This window comes from Acinetobacter nectaris CIP 110549 (genome assembly GCF_000488215.1).
GTDB classification, from domain to species: Bacteria; Pseudomonadota; Gammaproteobacteria; order Pseudomonadales; family Moraxellaceae; genus Acinetobacter; species Acinetobacter nectaris.
In genome coordinates this window covers 55,486-70,762 of sequence record NZ_KI530734.1, presented here as the reverse complement: position 1 = coordinate 70,762, position 15,277 = coordinate 55,486, and the positions used below count along the sequence as shown (strand labels likewise).

Below are 15,277 nucleotides of genomic sequence, written 5' to 3'. Positions count from 1 at the left end.
ACAAAAAAAGCCACTCAATCGGAGTGGCTTTTTTGCTTCGACTAATACTTAACGTGCACGGTAAGTGATACGACCTTTCGTTAAGTCATAAGGTGTCATTTCAACTTTTACATTATCGCCAGTTAAAATACGGATATAGTGCTTACGCATTTTCCCTGAGATGTGAGCGATTACTTCATGACCATTTTCTAAACGGACACGAAACATTGTATTAGGAAGCGTTTCGGTGACAACGCCTTCGAACTCAATTAGTTCCTCTTTATTGGCCATAGCCTACCTGAATGAATGAATTAACAAGGCGCAAATTATATACAAATTACTTCTTAAAAACAAGCAAGCCCATAGCCGATCAAAAGAAATATACGTACGGTATTTGCCAAAAGTTTGCAATAAATACACACATTCTCATTGAGTGTTTTTTTAATAATCGCTAAGCTAGATGAAATAATGATAATAAATAAGGATCATCGTTGTGAATCAACGAACAGATGGCGCCGTAGTGATACGTCTTGCCTATGAAGCGGTTTGTCGATCAGGCTTGCCTGTAGAAAATATTTTTAAAAATACACATCTTATGCAAAAGCAGATGGGCGTATATCAAAGAATACCACAACAAGCACAGTATTCTTTTTGGAAAGAGATGGTTGCAGTGAGTCAAGATGCAGATATTGGTCTACATCTTGGTGAGCATTTACCCTTATTTCGAGGGCAGATTATTGAGCAATTGTTTGTGAGTAGCTCATCTTTTGGAGAAGGTCTACAACGTACTTTACCTTACCAACGGTTAATTAGTGATGCATTTCAAGCAACATTAGTTGTAGAAGGGAATGAATGCTATTTAAAAAATAATAAACAGCCACATCCTAATAATTTAGTGAATCGCCATTTCTCTGAATGTGCGATGTTTGGTGTTATTCAGTTTTTTAAATTTATGACAGATGGTGCATTTAAGCCAAAGCGAATTGATTTTGACTTTAGAGAGGGTGCACAAGCGAGCGAATATGTGCGTGTTTATCACTGTCCTGTTTCATTAGGACAAGTTGAAACACGTCTATATTTTGATACTGAAATTCTTAACTATCAGTTATGGCAAGCTGAACCTGAGCTTCTACATTTGCATGAAGGTTTTGCGAGTAAAAAATTAGTAGAGCTGACATATTATGATTTGATTGATGATGTTCGTGCAGTGATTGCAAGGTCTTTAAAGCAAGGTGAAATTACGCTTGAAATGATTGCGACAGATTTGGGAATGAGTGCACGTCAGCTTAGACACCGATTACAAGAAGCAAATACGAGTTTTCAGCAACTTTTAGGCGAGTATCGGTGTCGTTTATCTAAGCGGCTTCTTAAAGACAGTAGTGAAAGTATTGAGCAAATTGTAGTTTTAACGGGATTTGCTGAACCGAGTACTTTTTACCGTGCTTTTAAGCGATGGACCAATGAAACACCTATTGAATATAGGAAGCGTAAACAAAGCCCACCGTCTATTTAAATAGGCCAGTTTAGCCATTGTGGCCCAAGTGCAATATTGGGTAACTGAAATTGTTCAGGGTAATAGGCTTGTATAAAGTATAGACCATCGGGAGGTGCAGTTACTCCAGCAGCTTTCCGATCTTGTGCAGCAAATATGGTATCGATATGCTCGACATCATAGCAGTTTTGCCCAACCTCTAATAAACAGCCGACGATATTGCGTACCATATGATGTAAAAAACCATCAGCTTGAATATCTAATACTAAAAATGGGCCATGGGGGGTAAGTGTACAGTGTTTGACATGGCGCACGGGCTGATTAGATTGGCACGCTGCTGCACGAAAGCTTTCGAAATTATGTGTACCTTCAAACTTCTTGGCAGCTTCTTGCATCTTAGGTATATCTAGTTCGTGATATACATGTGTGACTTGCTTATTGAGCAATGCAGGGCGTTGTGGTGCATTGTAAATGACATAGCGGTAACGTCTTGCTATTGCTTTAAAACGTGCATGGAATTCTGTATCCATGCGTTTAATCCACTGAATAGATATATCTTTAGGGAGTTGGCTATTTACACCCATAATCCAACTACGATCTGTACGCTCTGATGGACTATCAAAATGTGCAATCATATTCGTTGCATGCACTTGTGCATCTGTACGTCCTGCACCATGTAATTGAACTGCATGGTTAGCGACTTTACTTAAAATTTCTTCTAAGGTTTGTTGGACACTAGGAACACCTTCTTGTTGAGTTTGCCACCCTCGATAGTGCGTTCCACAAAATTCAATACCTATTGCATAGCGTTGCATATATAACCTCAAAACGATTTACGATGCATCAGACCAATGTAAGTAGCACTGATCTGCTGTTTCATATTTCAAATATAATCGTAAAATTTTTGCATATAGGTCTGCATGACCTAGCGTATCTGTCGCAATGATTTGTGCATCTTTAACCCATGCACTAATAGCATAGCGTTGATCAATTGCTCCAAAAGTCACTTGAGTCGTTAAAATAGGTAAGCAATTCTTTTCGCGTAATTGTTTGAGTAAATGAACAATAGTTTGATTTGTAGAAATATTTCCCGTACCAAAACCTTGTAAAACTAAAAATTGTGGTGGGTTTGCTAGTAGCAAATTTAAATTGCTTGCTAAGTTTTCTACGGAGATCGGCTGCATCATCCAACTCATTATATTAAGCTGTCTAGATCGTTTGATATCGTGCTCTGTAATATGATGCGGAGTAGTCACATGCTTGGCAGTTTCTGTAACTGATGAAATGCCTTCAAAAGCATGTAGTGCTGTTGTATGGTGCTTTATTGCAGTGTGACCATAATATAAATGCTGATTAAATGCGAGGTACACGCCTTGATTGCACTTTTTAACTTGTTCTAGCGCAAAGACTAGATTATTAAATGCATCGGTCTCTTCTCTAGTTTCTATACCATCTACATCTAATAATGGATATTGGCTGCCTGTAAGAATCGTGCAACATGACTGAGCCAAGAAATATGAGCAAACAGCGCTCGCATAACTGAGCGTATCTGTACCGTGGATAATAACAAACTGATTATATTGTGTTTGTAGGTCTTGGATAAATTTAACAGTTTGAAGCCACTCGACTGCTGTAGATGCACTACTGTCAATAATATGTGGGGCAGCAAAGCAATCTGTACTATGGATATATTCTTTGGGTAATAGGCTTTGTAATTTAGGGATAAATTCATGTTCTGACATTGGTTCTAAAGGTGTCCCAACACAGCCAAATGTCCCGCCCATATAAATTAATGCAGTTTTTTCCATAAATATAAAATAAAAAAGCAGCCAAGAATGACTGCTTATATTAAAACGAAGCGACTTAAGAAGCTATTCTATTTAATAAATTATCTACTCTTTGTTGTTCTTCTGCCGAAAAGCTTTCTTTAGGCTGAGTTAAGAGTACTTTTGCACGTTGTGTTTCACCAAATTTAATATATTGTTCAGCAAGGTCAATATTTAATGTATTTTCATTGACCGATTTTAGCTCAGGAAAAGCTTCAGCTAGAATATCTTTTTTCTGAGCAGTTGGCGGTACAATCTCAGCTTTGGGTTCTGTTTGCGCAGGTACAATATCAACTGGATCTAACTGTAAAGTGCTTTTTTGAATGTTATCAAAAGAAGCTTTATCTGTTGATGTATTTGTATCTACTTTTACTTCTTGTTTAGGCTCATCTGCTTTAAAGTCAAAGTTAAGCGCTGGTGCTTCTTCTGTCTTTGCAGGTGTAGTCGTAGGTTCTTCTTTTTTCTCTGTAGGTTGCGGTGTACTAAATGTGAAGTCTAAAGGAAGTAAGTCCTCTTTAGGCTCCTCTTTTTTTGCAGTTTCAGGAGAAGCTACTTTCTCTTGTGGTTTATTTGGTAAGTCTAGAAGCTCTTCATGGTTAATTTGATTTTCAGTTTTCTTTTCTGAAAAATGCTCTGACTTTCCAAGAAGCTCTTCATGGTTAATTTGGTTACTTACAGGTGCTGACTGCGGTTGCTCAGTCTTAGTAGTTGCGGCAGTCTGCGTTATTTCGACATGCTGTTGAGCTTCTTGCTCTTTTTGCTTTTGTAACTCTTTATGAGCATTATTTTTATCTTTAACAGCATTTAGTGCTTCAAATAGTTCTAATGAACGTAATTGACTCATTAACTGATTAATTGCAAACTCATCGTCTTGCTGTTGGTAAATATCCAAAAGCAATAAATAGAGGTTTTGTTGTTTAGGGTTTGCATTGAGTGATTGGTTAATTGACGCTTCAGCAGCAGAATAGTTTTTTTGTTCGATAAGCGATTCAATTTGACTGTATTGTTCCGCACTTGCTTTTGGTTTAGCAGGCTCAGGAGCTGCTTGCGGTTGAGTATCTTTTACTTTTTTTATATCGGAGGGTTTTCTAGCTTGCGTTTTTGGCGCCTCAGTATTATTGCGTTTTCTTACAATAACGAGTGCAACGATCAAAATTAGAAGGACTGGAATGATATAAAGCAACATAGTATTAATACCCCATAAAATTTTAAAGAATCTGAGAAAAAATCAGGTTCTATTCTGCTGCATGTTTTTGCACATTTTGCTGTTGAAGCAACTGCTGAATCTTAGCTAGTTTAGCATCTAATATCTCAAGCTTTATATTTTTATTTTGCAAGCCTTGTTCAAGCTGTGCAACCTCTTTATCTAAACTCGAGACTTCTTCGCGCTGTAACGCAAGTTGCTGCTTATTATGTTTTGCGGAAAATGGCTCATTGCTGGTTGTTAGACTATTTGCATTTTTATCTGCAATAACAGTCATTTCAGTATTTGAGTTCTGAGAGAGAGTATTAATGTTTTTGATTTCGCTTATATCAAGAGTTGCACCTTTTTTGATGAGGTTTTTATTTCCTCGAATAAAAGCATGCTGATTCATTTGCTGTATTTGCTGCATTACTGAGTAAATCGATTGATTTGTTTGCTGTGCAATACGTGCAGAAATAGACCATAAAGTATCTTGTTGTTTAACAGTATACGTATTTCCTGATGCGATATTAGTATGTTGTTGTTTCTGTGGTATGACAATTGATTTTTGTACGCGATTTCTTTTTACATTATTTGATAATTGGGGCAGTTTCTTAATTTGGCTTTCGCTGCTAATTGTAATTGGTATAAGTGGCTGATCTTGTATTTGGCTATAATTTGAATGTATTGGTTGTGTTGTAGGTGTAGAACTGACTTTAAATGGTAGGTCAATAAGTTTTAGATACTGACCATTTCCATCTTTTGTTTTTAATACAAAACGAACATGATCATTTTGAATAGGTTGTGACGAAGTTACCGTAATGATGCCGTTATTCGGGCCTGTTGACCGAATAAATATGTTCAGATCATCTGTAATCTCAGCTTGTAATGCATCGAAACTTTTTAGGTCATCATCATTTGCAACTTCTACTTGTATATGTTGGGTGGTTGCATCATGAAATGGAATTTCCATATACAAAAGTTGAGCTTTTGTAGACAAAATTTGAGGCTGGTCAAATGTAAGAGCATGACCGAGTTGAGACATACCAAGACAAAGTATGGCATAGGTAAGTTTATGGTAAGTCGTCATTACGCATTACTAAACAAAAAATAGGCATCTGCTATAATGTAGCGATATGTTAACGGAATGTAAACTGTTTATAAAAAAAGCTGGCACATTGACCAGCTTTTTGCATTATTACTTCGATTGATGCTCAATTAGAATACGTAGCATACGACGTAATGGCTCGGCAGCACCCCATAAAAGTTGGTCGCCTACCGTAAATGCACCTAAATATTCTTTACCCATATTTAGTTTGCGCAGACGGCCAACAGGAACAGAAAGTGTACCTGTTACCGCAACAGGCGATAAGTCATGCATAGATGCTTCGCGTGTATTTGGAATCACTTTTGCCCATTCATTTGATTGTGCAATCATGTCTTCAATTTCATTTAAAGGCACATCTTTACGCAATTTAATGGTTAATGCTTGAGAGTGGCAACGCATTGCTCCAATACGAACACAATGACCATCAATTGGAATGATATTTGTATTGCCTAAAATTTTGTTGGTTTCCGCTTGTGCTTTCCATTCTTCTTTTGATTGACCATTTTCAAGCTGTTTGTCAATGTACGGAATGAGTGAGCCTGCAAGAGGAACGCCAAAGTTTGCTTTAGGGAATTGGTTGTCGCGTTGTAATTCTGCAACTTGACGGTCAATATCTAAAATTGCTGACTTTGGATCATCTAGTAATGATTTTGTATTGTTATATAGATAACCCATACCTGTAAGTAGCTCACGCATATTCTGTGCGCCTGCACCAGAAGCTGCTTGATAAGTCATGGCACTCATCCATTCAACAAGGTTGTTTTGGAATAGAGAACCTAAGCCCATAAGCATAAGAGATACAGTACAGTTACCACCTACAAATGTAGTTGTACCTTTAGTTAGTGCATTCTTAATTACGTTTGAGTTTACAGGGTCTAGAATAATAACTGAGTCATCTGCCATACGTAGGGTAGATGCTGCATCAATCCAGTAACCTTTCCAGCCAGTCTCTTTGAGTTGGCTATACACTGATGATGTATAGTCTCCACCTTGGCAGGTAATAATAACATCCATTTGCTTCAGACTCTTAATGTCTGTTGCATCCATAAGTGCTGGGGCGGTCTTACCGCCAAAAGCAGGGGCTTCACCACCTGCATTACTGGTAGAAAAATAAAATGGCTCGATGTGAGCGAAATCATTTTCTTCAACCATACGTTGCATAAGGACAGAACCAACCATCCCACGCCAACCGACCAGACCTACTTTCATGTCATTTTGCCTCGGTGCTGTGTTTAAAAATTAAATGTGATCTTTGAGTGTACCAAACATATTTTTAAGTGCAAATGATATATCGTCGAAAAAAACGATAATTTTTAAGTAAATAGATGAGTTTTTATAATGTTGAGATACATGTAGAAAAATATGATGAATTTAAAAGACTTAGCAAAGAGAATTGCTAAGCCATAAAAGTATTTTGAGGTAGTTCTTATTTATTAATAGATGTGATCGTAACCTTCAGGACGTGTTTTAAAACGACGGTGAAACCACATGTACTGTGTTGGTGCAATACGGAGCTGTGTTTCAATTATTTTATTTACACGTGTTGCATCGTCTAATTCATCTTGAGAAGGTAAATTTTCTACAATGGGTTCAATGAGAATGTGGTATTTCGGATTTTTTTCGCTGCCATAACGATAAAAATAAAGTGGTATTGCAACAGCTTTCGAAATTTTTAATAAGCGACGATGTGCTGTTACAGTTGCAGCAGGTACATTAAAAAAAGGCGCCATAATACCTTGCTTTAAACCAAAATCTTGGTCAGGGCTATACCAAATTGCATCACCATCTTTTAAGTGACGAATAAGACCCCGCATATCATCATGGTCTATTTGGGATTTATAAATAGTGGCACGACAACGGTAAATAATTAAGTCGAGTAGAGGGTTGTTTTGGGGTCTATAAACAACATCGGGTTCAAAGTATTGTGAACATATATAGCCACCTGCATCAAGTAAGGTGCTGTGTGTGCCAAGTAACAAAACGCCTTTTCCTGTAGCCTGTGCTTGCGTAATATGTTCAAGTCCTTCAATCGTCACACGGTTTTTAAACCAATAGGGTTTATACCAAGCGTTGAGCGTTTCAAATGTTCCAAGCATCATGTCGACAAAGACTTGTTGTGCTTGTTGATAGACTTCTTCTTCTGACCATTCTGGGAAACAGACTTCTAAATTACGTATAGTCGTTTTTCTTCTTGACTTTAAAAGTGTCCATGCAAGTTTTGCAAGTCCATGAGAAATTAGACGTTGGACTGACCAAGGTAAAATGGCCAATAACATAAGTAGGCAAATGGAAATCCATACATTCCAATATTTTGGTAATAAAAAAGACCAATAAAATTTACCCGGAATATAGTCAGTTTGCGTACTCATATACGTGTCATGAACCAGTTTAAAGTGAGCGTGATTTTAGCACGATATACTTTTGGGGTTGATATTCAAAATGATGAATTTTATAGCTTAAACCTCTACTTTATAGTGAAGCGTCAGTTCTGTGGCAACTTTACCTCGAATACCCCAATTTTCTAATGGGGTTTCAAAAATAGTTATTTCAATATCTTGAGGTGAAATATGGCAATCCATTTCTATCTTTTTAAATAGAGATTGGATTAATTGCTTTTTGGCAAAATTAGAACGTCCTTCAAACATAGATATTTCGATAATAAGGTAGTTCTTACTGCGGTCTTTTGGGAAAATAAAGTCTTCAGGTTCAAACTTTATAAATCTTTGGAAAATTTTTTCATTTGGATAGTTTAAACTTTCAACGAGAGATTGATGTATTGCTGAAGAAAGGGTTTCCCTATATTTATTTATTGTATCTATTAAGCCGTAAATTTTAATTTGTGACATTTTATATATCCTGTATTTAGCAGAAAATATTAAATGATTTATATTTATTTTAAAAGAGTGTATTTGGGGTGGATAAATATACTGTAGTTATCAATAAAAAATATTATATCGCTGAGTTATAGTTTATTTAAATTATATTGATTCGATTACGCATGATGGCTAGAGTAAAATTAAGCTCTAACCACTTTAGCATTGGTACGCAGATTAAGACCTGTTTGTATCGTGAGGAATAAATCCACCTTTTCCATGTGTTGGATCTGATACGTTATGTGTAGTTGTGCAGCCAGTAATGCCAAGTATTAGTACAACCATACCTAAGTATTTCATATCATTTCCTTATAGAGTTTTACTAATTTATGTCTTTAAAATTAGTAGGAGAGCTATTTGCTTATTAAAAAATTAAGCAGATGTGTAAAGCATGAGTAATGCTACTTGTTGATAAAGTATACATATAATTGCATACATTGTTAACATTAAATTAATATTAAAAATAAAAAATATTTTAATTTATTTTTTAAAACAATATGTTGCTTGATTTTTTTTAAGCTCTTGGGTGCGATGTTAACGTTATTTAGGAGATGAAGTGAGGAGGAAGTAAGGAGTTTCATAGTGAGGCTACCCCCACTATAAATTATAGTTTTCTGTTTTAGAGTAGGAGTTAGAGGTTTAGATTTTCTTTTTCATAACTTTGGAAAGCATTCTCTGCACCCATAATCACATCTTTAATTTTAAAATAACCCTGTGTATAGGGAGTGGAGTCACGAATTTCTTCCCACATAAAATGATAAGACTTTAAGTTCTCAGTTTCACAGATCAAAAAGTCTGTAAAATTACTTCCCGGAAATGCTTCTGAGTCACAAAAACGTACCTTCACATCAGGGTGTTTTGCAATAATTTCTTCAAGCCCTTGTGCATAGGCACGTCTTCTTTCACGTGGAAGTGCAAGCCAAGATGGATAAAACTCAAGGAGAACAATTTGGATAATATTCATTATATTTCATTTTATATATAACAGGAATTATATATTGATATTCAAGTATTAAAAATGAGTTAAAGGCTTGACCATTTTTTTTGAATAAATAAATCGACTTTACGGTAGTTTATACCTAATATAAAAAATAAAGAAAATATACTGATTTGTTTCAGCATTTTTATATGTTCAGAAAGCATCAGTTGGTGATTATAAATATCTGTAAGGTAAAGATAGATGCTTGCGACTATACATAAACCGAAAAGAATATTATAAAATATGATAAATTTTCTAAACCAATTTGGGATTATTATTTTCATATAGGTATATTGTAGAGATTATTATAGCTAGCTCAAATGAGCCAGCTATAATATATAAAAGACTTATTCAGTATGACCTTTTACCATACTTTCTAATGTATCCCAACGTTCTAACTTTTCTAACAAAAGCTCTTCAATTTTTGAAAGACGTTGACTTGCTTTTGTTGCTGCGTCTGCATCTTTAATAAATAAAGAACCATCAGCAAGTTTTTCAGTCAGTTCAGCTTGTTCTACTTCAAGTTGTTCCATTTCTTGTGGCAGTTGCTCAAGCTCACGTTGATCTTTATAGCTCAGTTTAACTTTCTTCTGCGCAGATTTATCCGATGCATTGGCTTTTGGTGCATCTTTCTTCACAGCTTCAATTTTGAGTTCAGGACGTTGAGCAAGATAGTCTTGATAACCACCAATGTACTCTTGAATATGTCCTTTACCATCAAATACCCATGTAGATGTAACAACATTATCCATAAATGCACGGTCATGGCTAATTAGAAGTAACGTGCCTTTATATTCAGCAAGCATTTCTTCAAGTAGCTCAAGTGTTACCATATCTAGGTCGTTGGTTGGCTCATCCATAACAATGAGGTTAGAAGGCTTGAGTAGAAGCTTCGCCAATAGAATACGGTTACGCTCACCACCAGAAAGTGCTTTTACAGGTGTACGTGAACGCTCAGGAGAGAACAAGAAGTCTTGTAAGTAGCTCAAGATATGACGGCGTTGACCATTAATATCAATAAAGTCTGAACCTTCTGACACGTTGTCTGAAACAGATTTCTCAAGGTCAAGCTGGTTACGCAGTTGGTCGAAGTAAGCCACTTCTAACTGTGTACCTGTTTTCACTTCACCATGGTGCTCAATTTCACCAAGAATGGCTTTAACAAGTGTGGTTTTACCTACACCGTTGTCACCCACAAGACCAATACGATCGCCACGTACCACAACGGTAGAGAAGCCTTTAATGAGTGATTTGTTGTCGTAATCTACACCAAGGTTTTCAATCTCAAAGACCAGTTTTCCTGAGCGCTGCGCTTCTTGTACGCCCATATTGACTTTACCTTGCTGTGAACGTCTTGCTTTAGATTCTTCACGCAATGATTTTAATGCACGTACACGACCTTCATTACGGGTACGACGTGCTTTAATGCCTTGACGAATCCAAGCTTCTTCTTCTGCAAGTTTTTTATCGAACAACGCATTTTGCTTTTCTTCAGCTTCAAGCTGCTGAGCTTTAAGCTCGAGGTAACGAGAGTAGTTGCCTTCAAAGCTACGTAATGTACCGCGGTCAAGTTCGACAATGCGTGTAGCAAGGTGATCGACAAAAGAACGGTCATGCGAGATAAAGAGTAGCGTAAGATTGTTTTGTTCGAGCAAGAATTTTTCTAGCCATTCAATGCTTTCTACATCTAAATGGTTAGTTGGTTCGTCAAGTAGTAAAATATCTGGTTGTGTAAGTAGTGCGCGTGCTAAAAGTACACGGCGTTTACGACCACCCGATAAATCTGCCAAATCGGCATTCGGGTCTAAGCCCATTTTACCTAAAATTGTATTAACTTTGTTTTCAAGCGTCCAACCATCCATTTGGTCAAGCTTGTGCTGGAAGTCACCCATGCGTTCACAAGCTTCCATGTCACCCAATACACATGCATCGCTTGCAGTATTGTACTGTTGCAGTACGTGAGCAACTTCACCTGCACCTTCAGCGACGATATCGGCAACTTTGCCTGAGTCCATCGGTACATCTTGGGTTAACATTGAAACAGTTAAGCCATTTTGAATCAAAACTTCCCCATTGTCGGCATGAAGGCTTCCCTCAATAAGTTTGAGTAAAGTAGACTTACCTTCGCCATTACGTCCAATTAAACATACTCGCTCGCCACGTTCTAATGTAAAATTTGCGCCGTCGAGGAGGGCAGGCCCACCAAATGCAAGTTGGACATCCCTTAAAGTAATATAGGCCATAATGTTTCCTAGTGTCTCAAATTGAGGAGTGTTAAATGACTAAACCACCTTATGATGATCATGCGTCATTTTCCGCACCCATCGAAGATTTGCAAGTACGAATTTCATTTTTAGATGATTTAGTTGAACAGTTAAATGAACAGTTGGCTCACCAAAGCCAAGAAATTACCGATTTAAAAAAGCAAATGCAGCTTTTATACCGTCGTGTAGAGGCTTCTGATTTGTCAGAAGGCATTGCTGAATTTGATCCAATGAGCAATAGACCACCACACTATTAAGTGATATTTGAAGAATAAAGATTGAAAATCTGTTATTCAATATTACTATACACACCTTAACGGCGAGAGTTGCATGTTATATGAAACTTGCCTTTTTTATTCATCTTATGTAACTCTAATAATGCATTAGAGGGAGATAACACAAAAAATGGGTCTTTGGGTCGCCATTATTATTATCGTGTTTGTTACAGGTTCTATCTTTAGTTTACGCATCAACCCTAGAGAAAAAGCCATTGGTATTATGCGTGATAAAGCAAGACAGATGTCACTGCATCCACGTTTGGTGCCTGCACCTGAATGGACAAAAATACCAAAAATGACAGAAACGCGTGTGAGTATGGTCGCGTTTTATAGCATTCTTTTACCACAAGCAACGATGCCACTCATGCGAGCATGTGTTGAAAATAACCAGTTGGTTGTGGTAAACGGTTCAGATAAGTTTCAGCATCTTCAAGTTGACTTAAAAGGTATTTATGCTGTGGAGATGCAGTCGAACTATGTTGGACTTTATTGGGATGAGGATGCAGATATTCATGCAACTCAGCTTGAACAAATGAAATCGTATTTAGTTTCTTTAGCAGAAATTTAATTTTTAGTGATAGGAAAGATATAACATTATGGCGAATGCTCCTCGATCCACATCAAAACGCACCACAGCAAGTGCTGAGTCGGCTGCAAAAAAACGCGCTTTAGTGATTGTGGAGTCGCCTGCTAAAGCAAAAACAATTAATAAATATTTAGGTTCTGAATATATTGTTAAGTCTTCAGTAGGTCACGTACGTGACTTGCCTACGGGCGGTTCTGCAAATAAAACAACTGAAAAAAAGGCGGCACCAAGAACAAAGCTGACAGAAGACCAAAAACTCGTAAAAGCACAACAAGCACTTGTAAAGCGTATGGGTGTAGACCCTGAGCATGACTGGGATGCACATTACGAAGTGCTACCCGGTAAAGAACATGTGGTGGCAGAGCTTAAAAAGCTGGCTTCGCAAGTCGATGAAATCTATCTCGCAACCGATTTGGATAGAGAAGGAGAAGCCATTGCTTGGCACTTACGCGAAGTGATTGGTGGAGATAGCTCTCGTTATCATCGTGTTGTATTTAATGAAATTACAAAAAATGCAATTCAAGAAGCTTTTAAACAACCGACACGCTTAGATTTAGACCGTGTAAATGCACAACAGGCACGTCGCTTTTTAGACCGTGTGGTTGGCTTTATGATTTCCCCATTATTATGGGAGAAGATTGCACGAGGTCTATCGGCAGGACGTGTACAGTCTGTGGCTGTGAAATTGGTTGTAGAGCGTGAACGTGAAATTCGTGCATTTATTCCTGAAGAATACTGGCAAGTCTTTGCAGACACACAAGCAAAAGAAGATGCTATTCGTCTTGAAGCGGTTAAGCGCGCAGGTAAAACACTTAAGCTAAAAAATAAAGCTGAGACAGATGCCGTCTTAGACATTTTAAAGTCGGCTGAATATAAAGTTTCACAGCGTGAAGATAAGCCAACTAAGGTTAATCCAAGTGCACCATATATTACGTCTACGCTACAGCAAGCAGCGAGTACACGTCTTGGTTTCTCTGTAAAGAAAACCATGATGTTGGCTCAACGTCTGTATGAAGCAGGCTTTATTACTTATATGCGTACCGACTCGACTTTTTTAAGTGATGATGCGGTCAATATGGTGCGAGATCATATTCAAGCTGAATATGGTGAAAAATACTTGCCTGCAAAACCAAACCGTTATGGCAATAAAGCAGGTGCACAAGAAGCCCATGAAGCAATTCGTCCATCGAATGTGGCTTTGAAAGGCGATCAGCTTGCTGGAGCAGAGCGTGATGCACAGCGTTTGTATGATCTGATTTGGCGTCAGTTTGTTGCGTGTCAGATGACACCTGCTGAGTATTTGTCATCTACATTGCATGTCAAGGCATCTGAGATTGATTTAAAAGCCAAAGGTCGTACGCTCGTATTTGATGGTTTTACACGTGTCCGTGGTGCGAATAAATCTGACGATGATGTGTTACTACCAGCGGTTCAAGTGGGTGAAACACTCGTTCTGAATAAGCTTGATCCGAGTCAGCATTTTACCAAGCCACCTGCACGTTTTACAGAAGCATCTTTGGTAAAAGAGCTTGAAAAGCGTGGTATTGGCCGTCCTTCAACGTATGCTGCAATTATTTCAACTATTCAAGATCGTGGTTATGTAAAGCTTGAAAATCGTCGTTTATTCGCAGAAAAAATGGGTGAGATTGTTACCGAGCGTTTAAATGAGAGTTTTAATAATCTCATGAACTATGCGTTTACCGCAGATCTTGAAGGACAACTTGACCATGTTGCAGTCGGCGATCGCAATTGGAAAGAATTACTCGATACGTTCTATGGCGATTTTAAAAATCGTTTAACCACTGCACAAGGTGCAGATGGTATGCGCCGTAATGAACCTGTTGAAGTTGCAGATGTGCATTGTCCACAGTGTGAACGACCAATGCAGATTCGTACAGGAACAACGGGTGTGTTTTTGGGATGTTCAGGTTATAACTTGCCACCGAAAGAACGTTGTAAGGGTACATTAAATCTTGCACCTGTCGAGTCATTGGCTATTTTATCGGATGATGAAGGTGCAGAAACAGCCGACTTAATGTCAAAACGCCGCTGTCCAAAATGTAGTACGGCAATGGACAGTTATTTAATTGATGGCGGACGTAAATTACATATTTGTGGAAATAACCCTGATTGTGACGGCTTTGAGGTTGAAGAAGGCGAGTTCAAAATTAAAGGTTATGATGGCCCAACCATTCCATGTGATAAGTGTGATGCAGAAATGCAACTGAAAACGGGACGTTTTGGACCATACTTTGCGTGTACTTCATGTGAAAATACCCGTAAGGTCTTGAAGAATGGACAACCTGCGCCACCACGTGTCGATCCAATTAAAATGGAACATGTACGTTCAACCAAAAATGATGATTATTTTGTGTTGAGAGATGGTGCAGCAGGATTATTCTTGGCAGCCAGTAAATTTCCAAAAATTCGTGAAACACGTGCTCCAAAAGTTGCAGAACTTCGTACTGTGGCAGATCAGCTCGATGAGAAGTATCAATTCTTATTGAAAGCACCTGATCAAGATCCTGAAGGTAATGCAACGATTGTGCGTTTTAGCCGAAAAAATCAAAGCCAATACATCGGTTCTGAAAATGCGGAAGGCAAAACAACAAAATGGGGACTTGTCTATACAGATGGACAATGGACTGAACAGTAAATGATTTAAAGCCGATCTTAGATCGGCTTTTTTCTGTATTCATAGGTGTGAGC

General features: G+C 37.8%; 15 protein-coding genes. 4 read left to right on the top strand and 11 right to left on the bottom strand.

Annotated features, from left to right (window positions below; genetic code table 11):
• Nucleotides 1-48 precede the first annotated feature (48 nt).
• Complete coding sequence (infA, locus tag P256_RS09290) at nucleotides 49-270, bottom strand: translation initiation factor IF-1 (protein ID WP_004718087.1); 222 nt, start codon at nucleotides 268-270, stop codon at nucleotides 49-51.
• A gap of 202 nt (nucleotides 271-472) precedes the next feature.
• On the opposite strand from infA, the gene P256_RS09285 reads away from it, so the two are divergent.
• A complete protein-coding gene (locus P256_RS09285) occupies nucleotides 473-1,492 on the top strand; it encodes an AraC family transcriptional regulator (protein ID WP_023273427.1) in 1,020 nt (339 codons plus the stop codon).
• Here the strand turns inward: P256_RS09285 and truA are convergent.
• The 10 genes from truA to P256_RS09240 form a co-directional block, all read right to left on the bottom strand.
• Nucleotides 1,489-2,286: a tRNA pseudouridine(38-40) synthase TruA gene (gene truA / locus P256_RS09280; RefSeq protein ID WP_023273426.1), complete on the bottom strand. Its 798-nt coding sequence runs from the start codon at nucleotides 2,284-2,286 to the stop codon at nucleotides 1,489-1,491. The two genes, P256_RS09285 and truA, sit on opposite strands and share 4 nt — an antisense overlap.
• Before the next feature lie 18 nt (nucleotides 2,287-2,304).
• The gene (locus P256_RS09275) at nucleotides 2,305-3,279 is read right to left on the bottom strand and encodes an asparaginase domain-containing protein (RefSeq protein ID WP_023273425.1); all 975 of its coding nucleotides are present in this window, start codon (nucleotides 3,277-3,279) and stop codon (nucleotides 2,305-2,307) included.
• Nucleotides 3,280-3,334: 55 nt separating this feature from the next.
• A complete protein-coding gene (locus tag P256_RS09270; RefSeq protein ID WP_023273424.1) occupies nucleotides 3,335-4,483 on the bottom strand; it encodes a hypothetical protein in 1,149 nt (382 codons plus the stop codon).
• A 49-nt stretch (nucleotides 4,484-4,532) separates the two neighbouring features.
• Nucleotides 4,533-5,570, bottom strand: a complete 1,038-nt coding sequence (locus P256_RS09265) for a type IV pilus assembly protein FimV (RefSeq protein ID WP_023273423.1) — start codon at nucleotides 5,568-5,570, stop codon at nucleotides 4,533-4,535.
• Between the two features lie 108 nt (nucleotides 5,571-5,678).
• Nucleotides 5,679-6,797: an aspartate-semialdehyde dehydrogenase gene (gene asd, locus P256_RS09260; protein WP_023273422.1), complete on the bottom strand. Its 1,119-nt coding sequence runs from the start codon at nucleotides 6,795-6,797 to the stop codon at nucleotides 5,679-5,681.
• A gap of 224 nt (nucleotides 6,798-7,021) precedes the next feature.
• The gene (locus tag P256_RS09255) at nucleotides 7,022-7,957 is read right to left on the bottom strand and encodes an LpxL/LpxP family acyltransferase (protein ID WP_023273421.1); all 936 of its coding nucleotides are present in this window, start codon (nucleotides 7,955-7,957) and stop codon (nucleotides 7,022-7,024) included.
• A gap of 87 nt (nucleotides 7,958-8,044) precedes the next feature.
• Complete coding sequence (locus P256_RS09250) at nucleotides 8,045-8,434, bottom strand: tautomerase family protein (protein WP_023273420.1); 390 nt, start codon at nucleotides 8,432-8,434, stop codon at nucleotides 8,045-8,047.
• A gap of 204 nt (nucleotides 8,435-8,638) precedes the next feature.
• Nucleotides 8,639-8,761: a hypothetical protein gene (locus tag P256_RS13450; protein ID WP_023273419.1), complete on the bottom strand. Its 123-nt coding sequence runs from the start codon at nucleotides 8,759-8,761 to the stop codon at nucleotides 8,639-8,641.
• 331 nt (nucleotides 8,762-9,092) lie between these two features.
• Nucleotides 9,093-9,425: a darcynin family protein gene (locus P256_RS09245; RefSeq protein ID WP_023273418.1), complete on the bottom strand. Its 333-nt coding sequence runs from the start codon at nucleotides 9,423-9,425 to the stop codon at nucleotides 9,093-9,095.
• 362 nt (nucleotides 9,426-9,787) lie between these two features.
• On the bottom strand, nucleotides 9,788-11,683 hold the full coding sequence (locus P256_RS09240) for an ATP-binding cassette domain-containing protein (RefSeq protein ID WP_023273417.1): 1,896 nt from the start codon (nucleotides 11,681-11,683) through the stop codon (nucleotides 9,788-9,790).
• A gap of 35 nt (nucleotides 11,684-11,718) precedes the next feature.
• On the opposite strand from P256_RS09240, the gene P256_RS09235 reads away from it, so the two are divergent.
• The 3 genes from P256_RS09235 to topA all read left to right on the top strand — a co-directional run bounded on the left by P256_RS09235 (nucleotide 11,719) and on the right by topA (nucleotide 15,224).
• Nucleotides 11,719-11,961: a SlyX family protein gene (locus P256_RS09235; RefSeq protein ID WP_023273416.1), complete on the top strand. Its 243-nt coding sequence runs from the start codon at nucleotides 11,719-11,721 to the stop codon at nucleotides 11,959-11,961.
• Between the two features lie 148 nt (nucleotides 11,962-12,109).
• Entirely contained in the window at nucleotides 12,110-12,550 is a 441-nt protein-coding gene (locus P256_RS09230) for a hypothetical protein (RefSeq protein WP_023273415.1), read from the top strand.
• A 28-nt stretch (nucleotides 12,551-12,578) separates the two neighbouring features.
• Nucleotides 12,579-15,224 (top strand): type I DNA topoisomerase, encoded by a 2,646-nt coding sequence (topA, locus tag P256_RS09225; protein ID WP_023273414.1) that lies wholly within the window; start codon nucleotides 12,579-12,581, stop codon nucleotides 15,222-15,224.
• Nucleotides 15,225-15,277 lie beyond the last annotated feature (53 nt).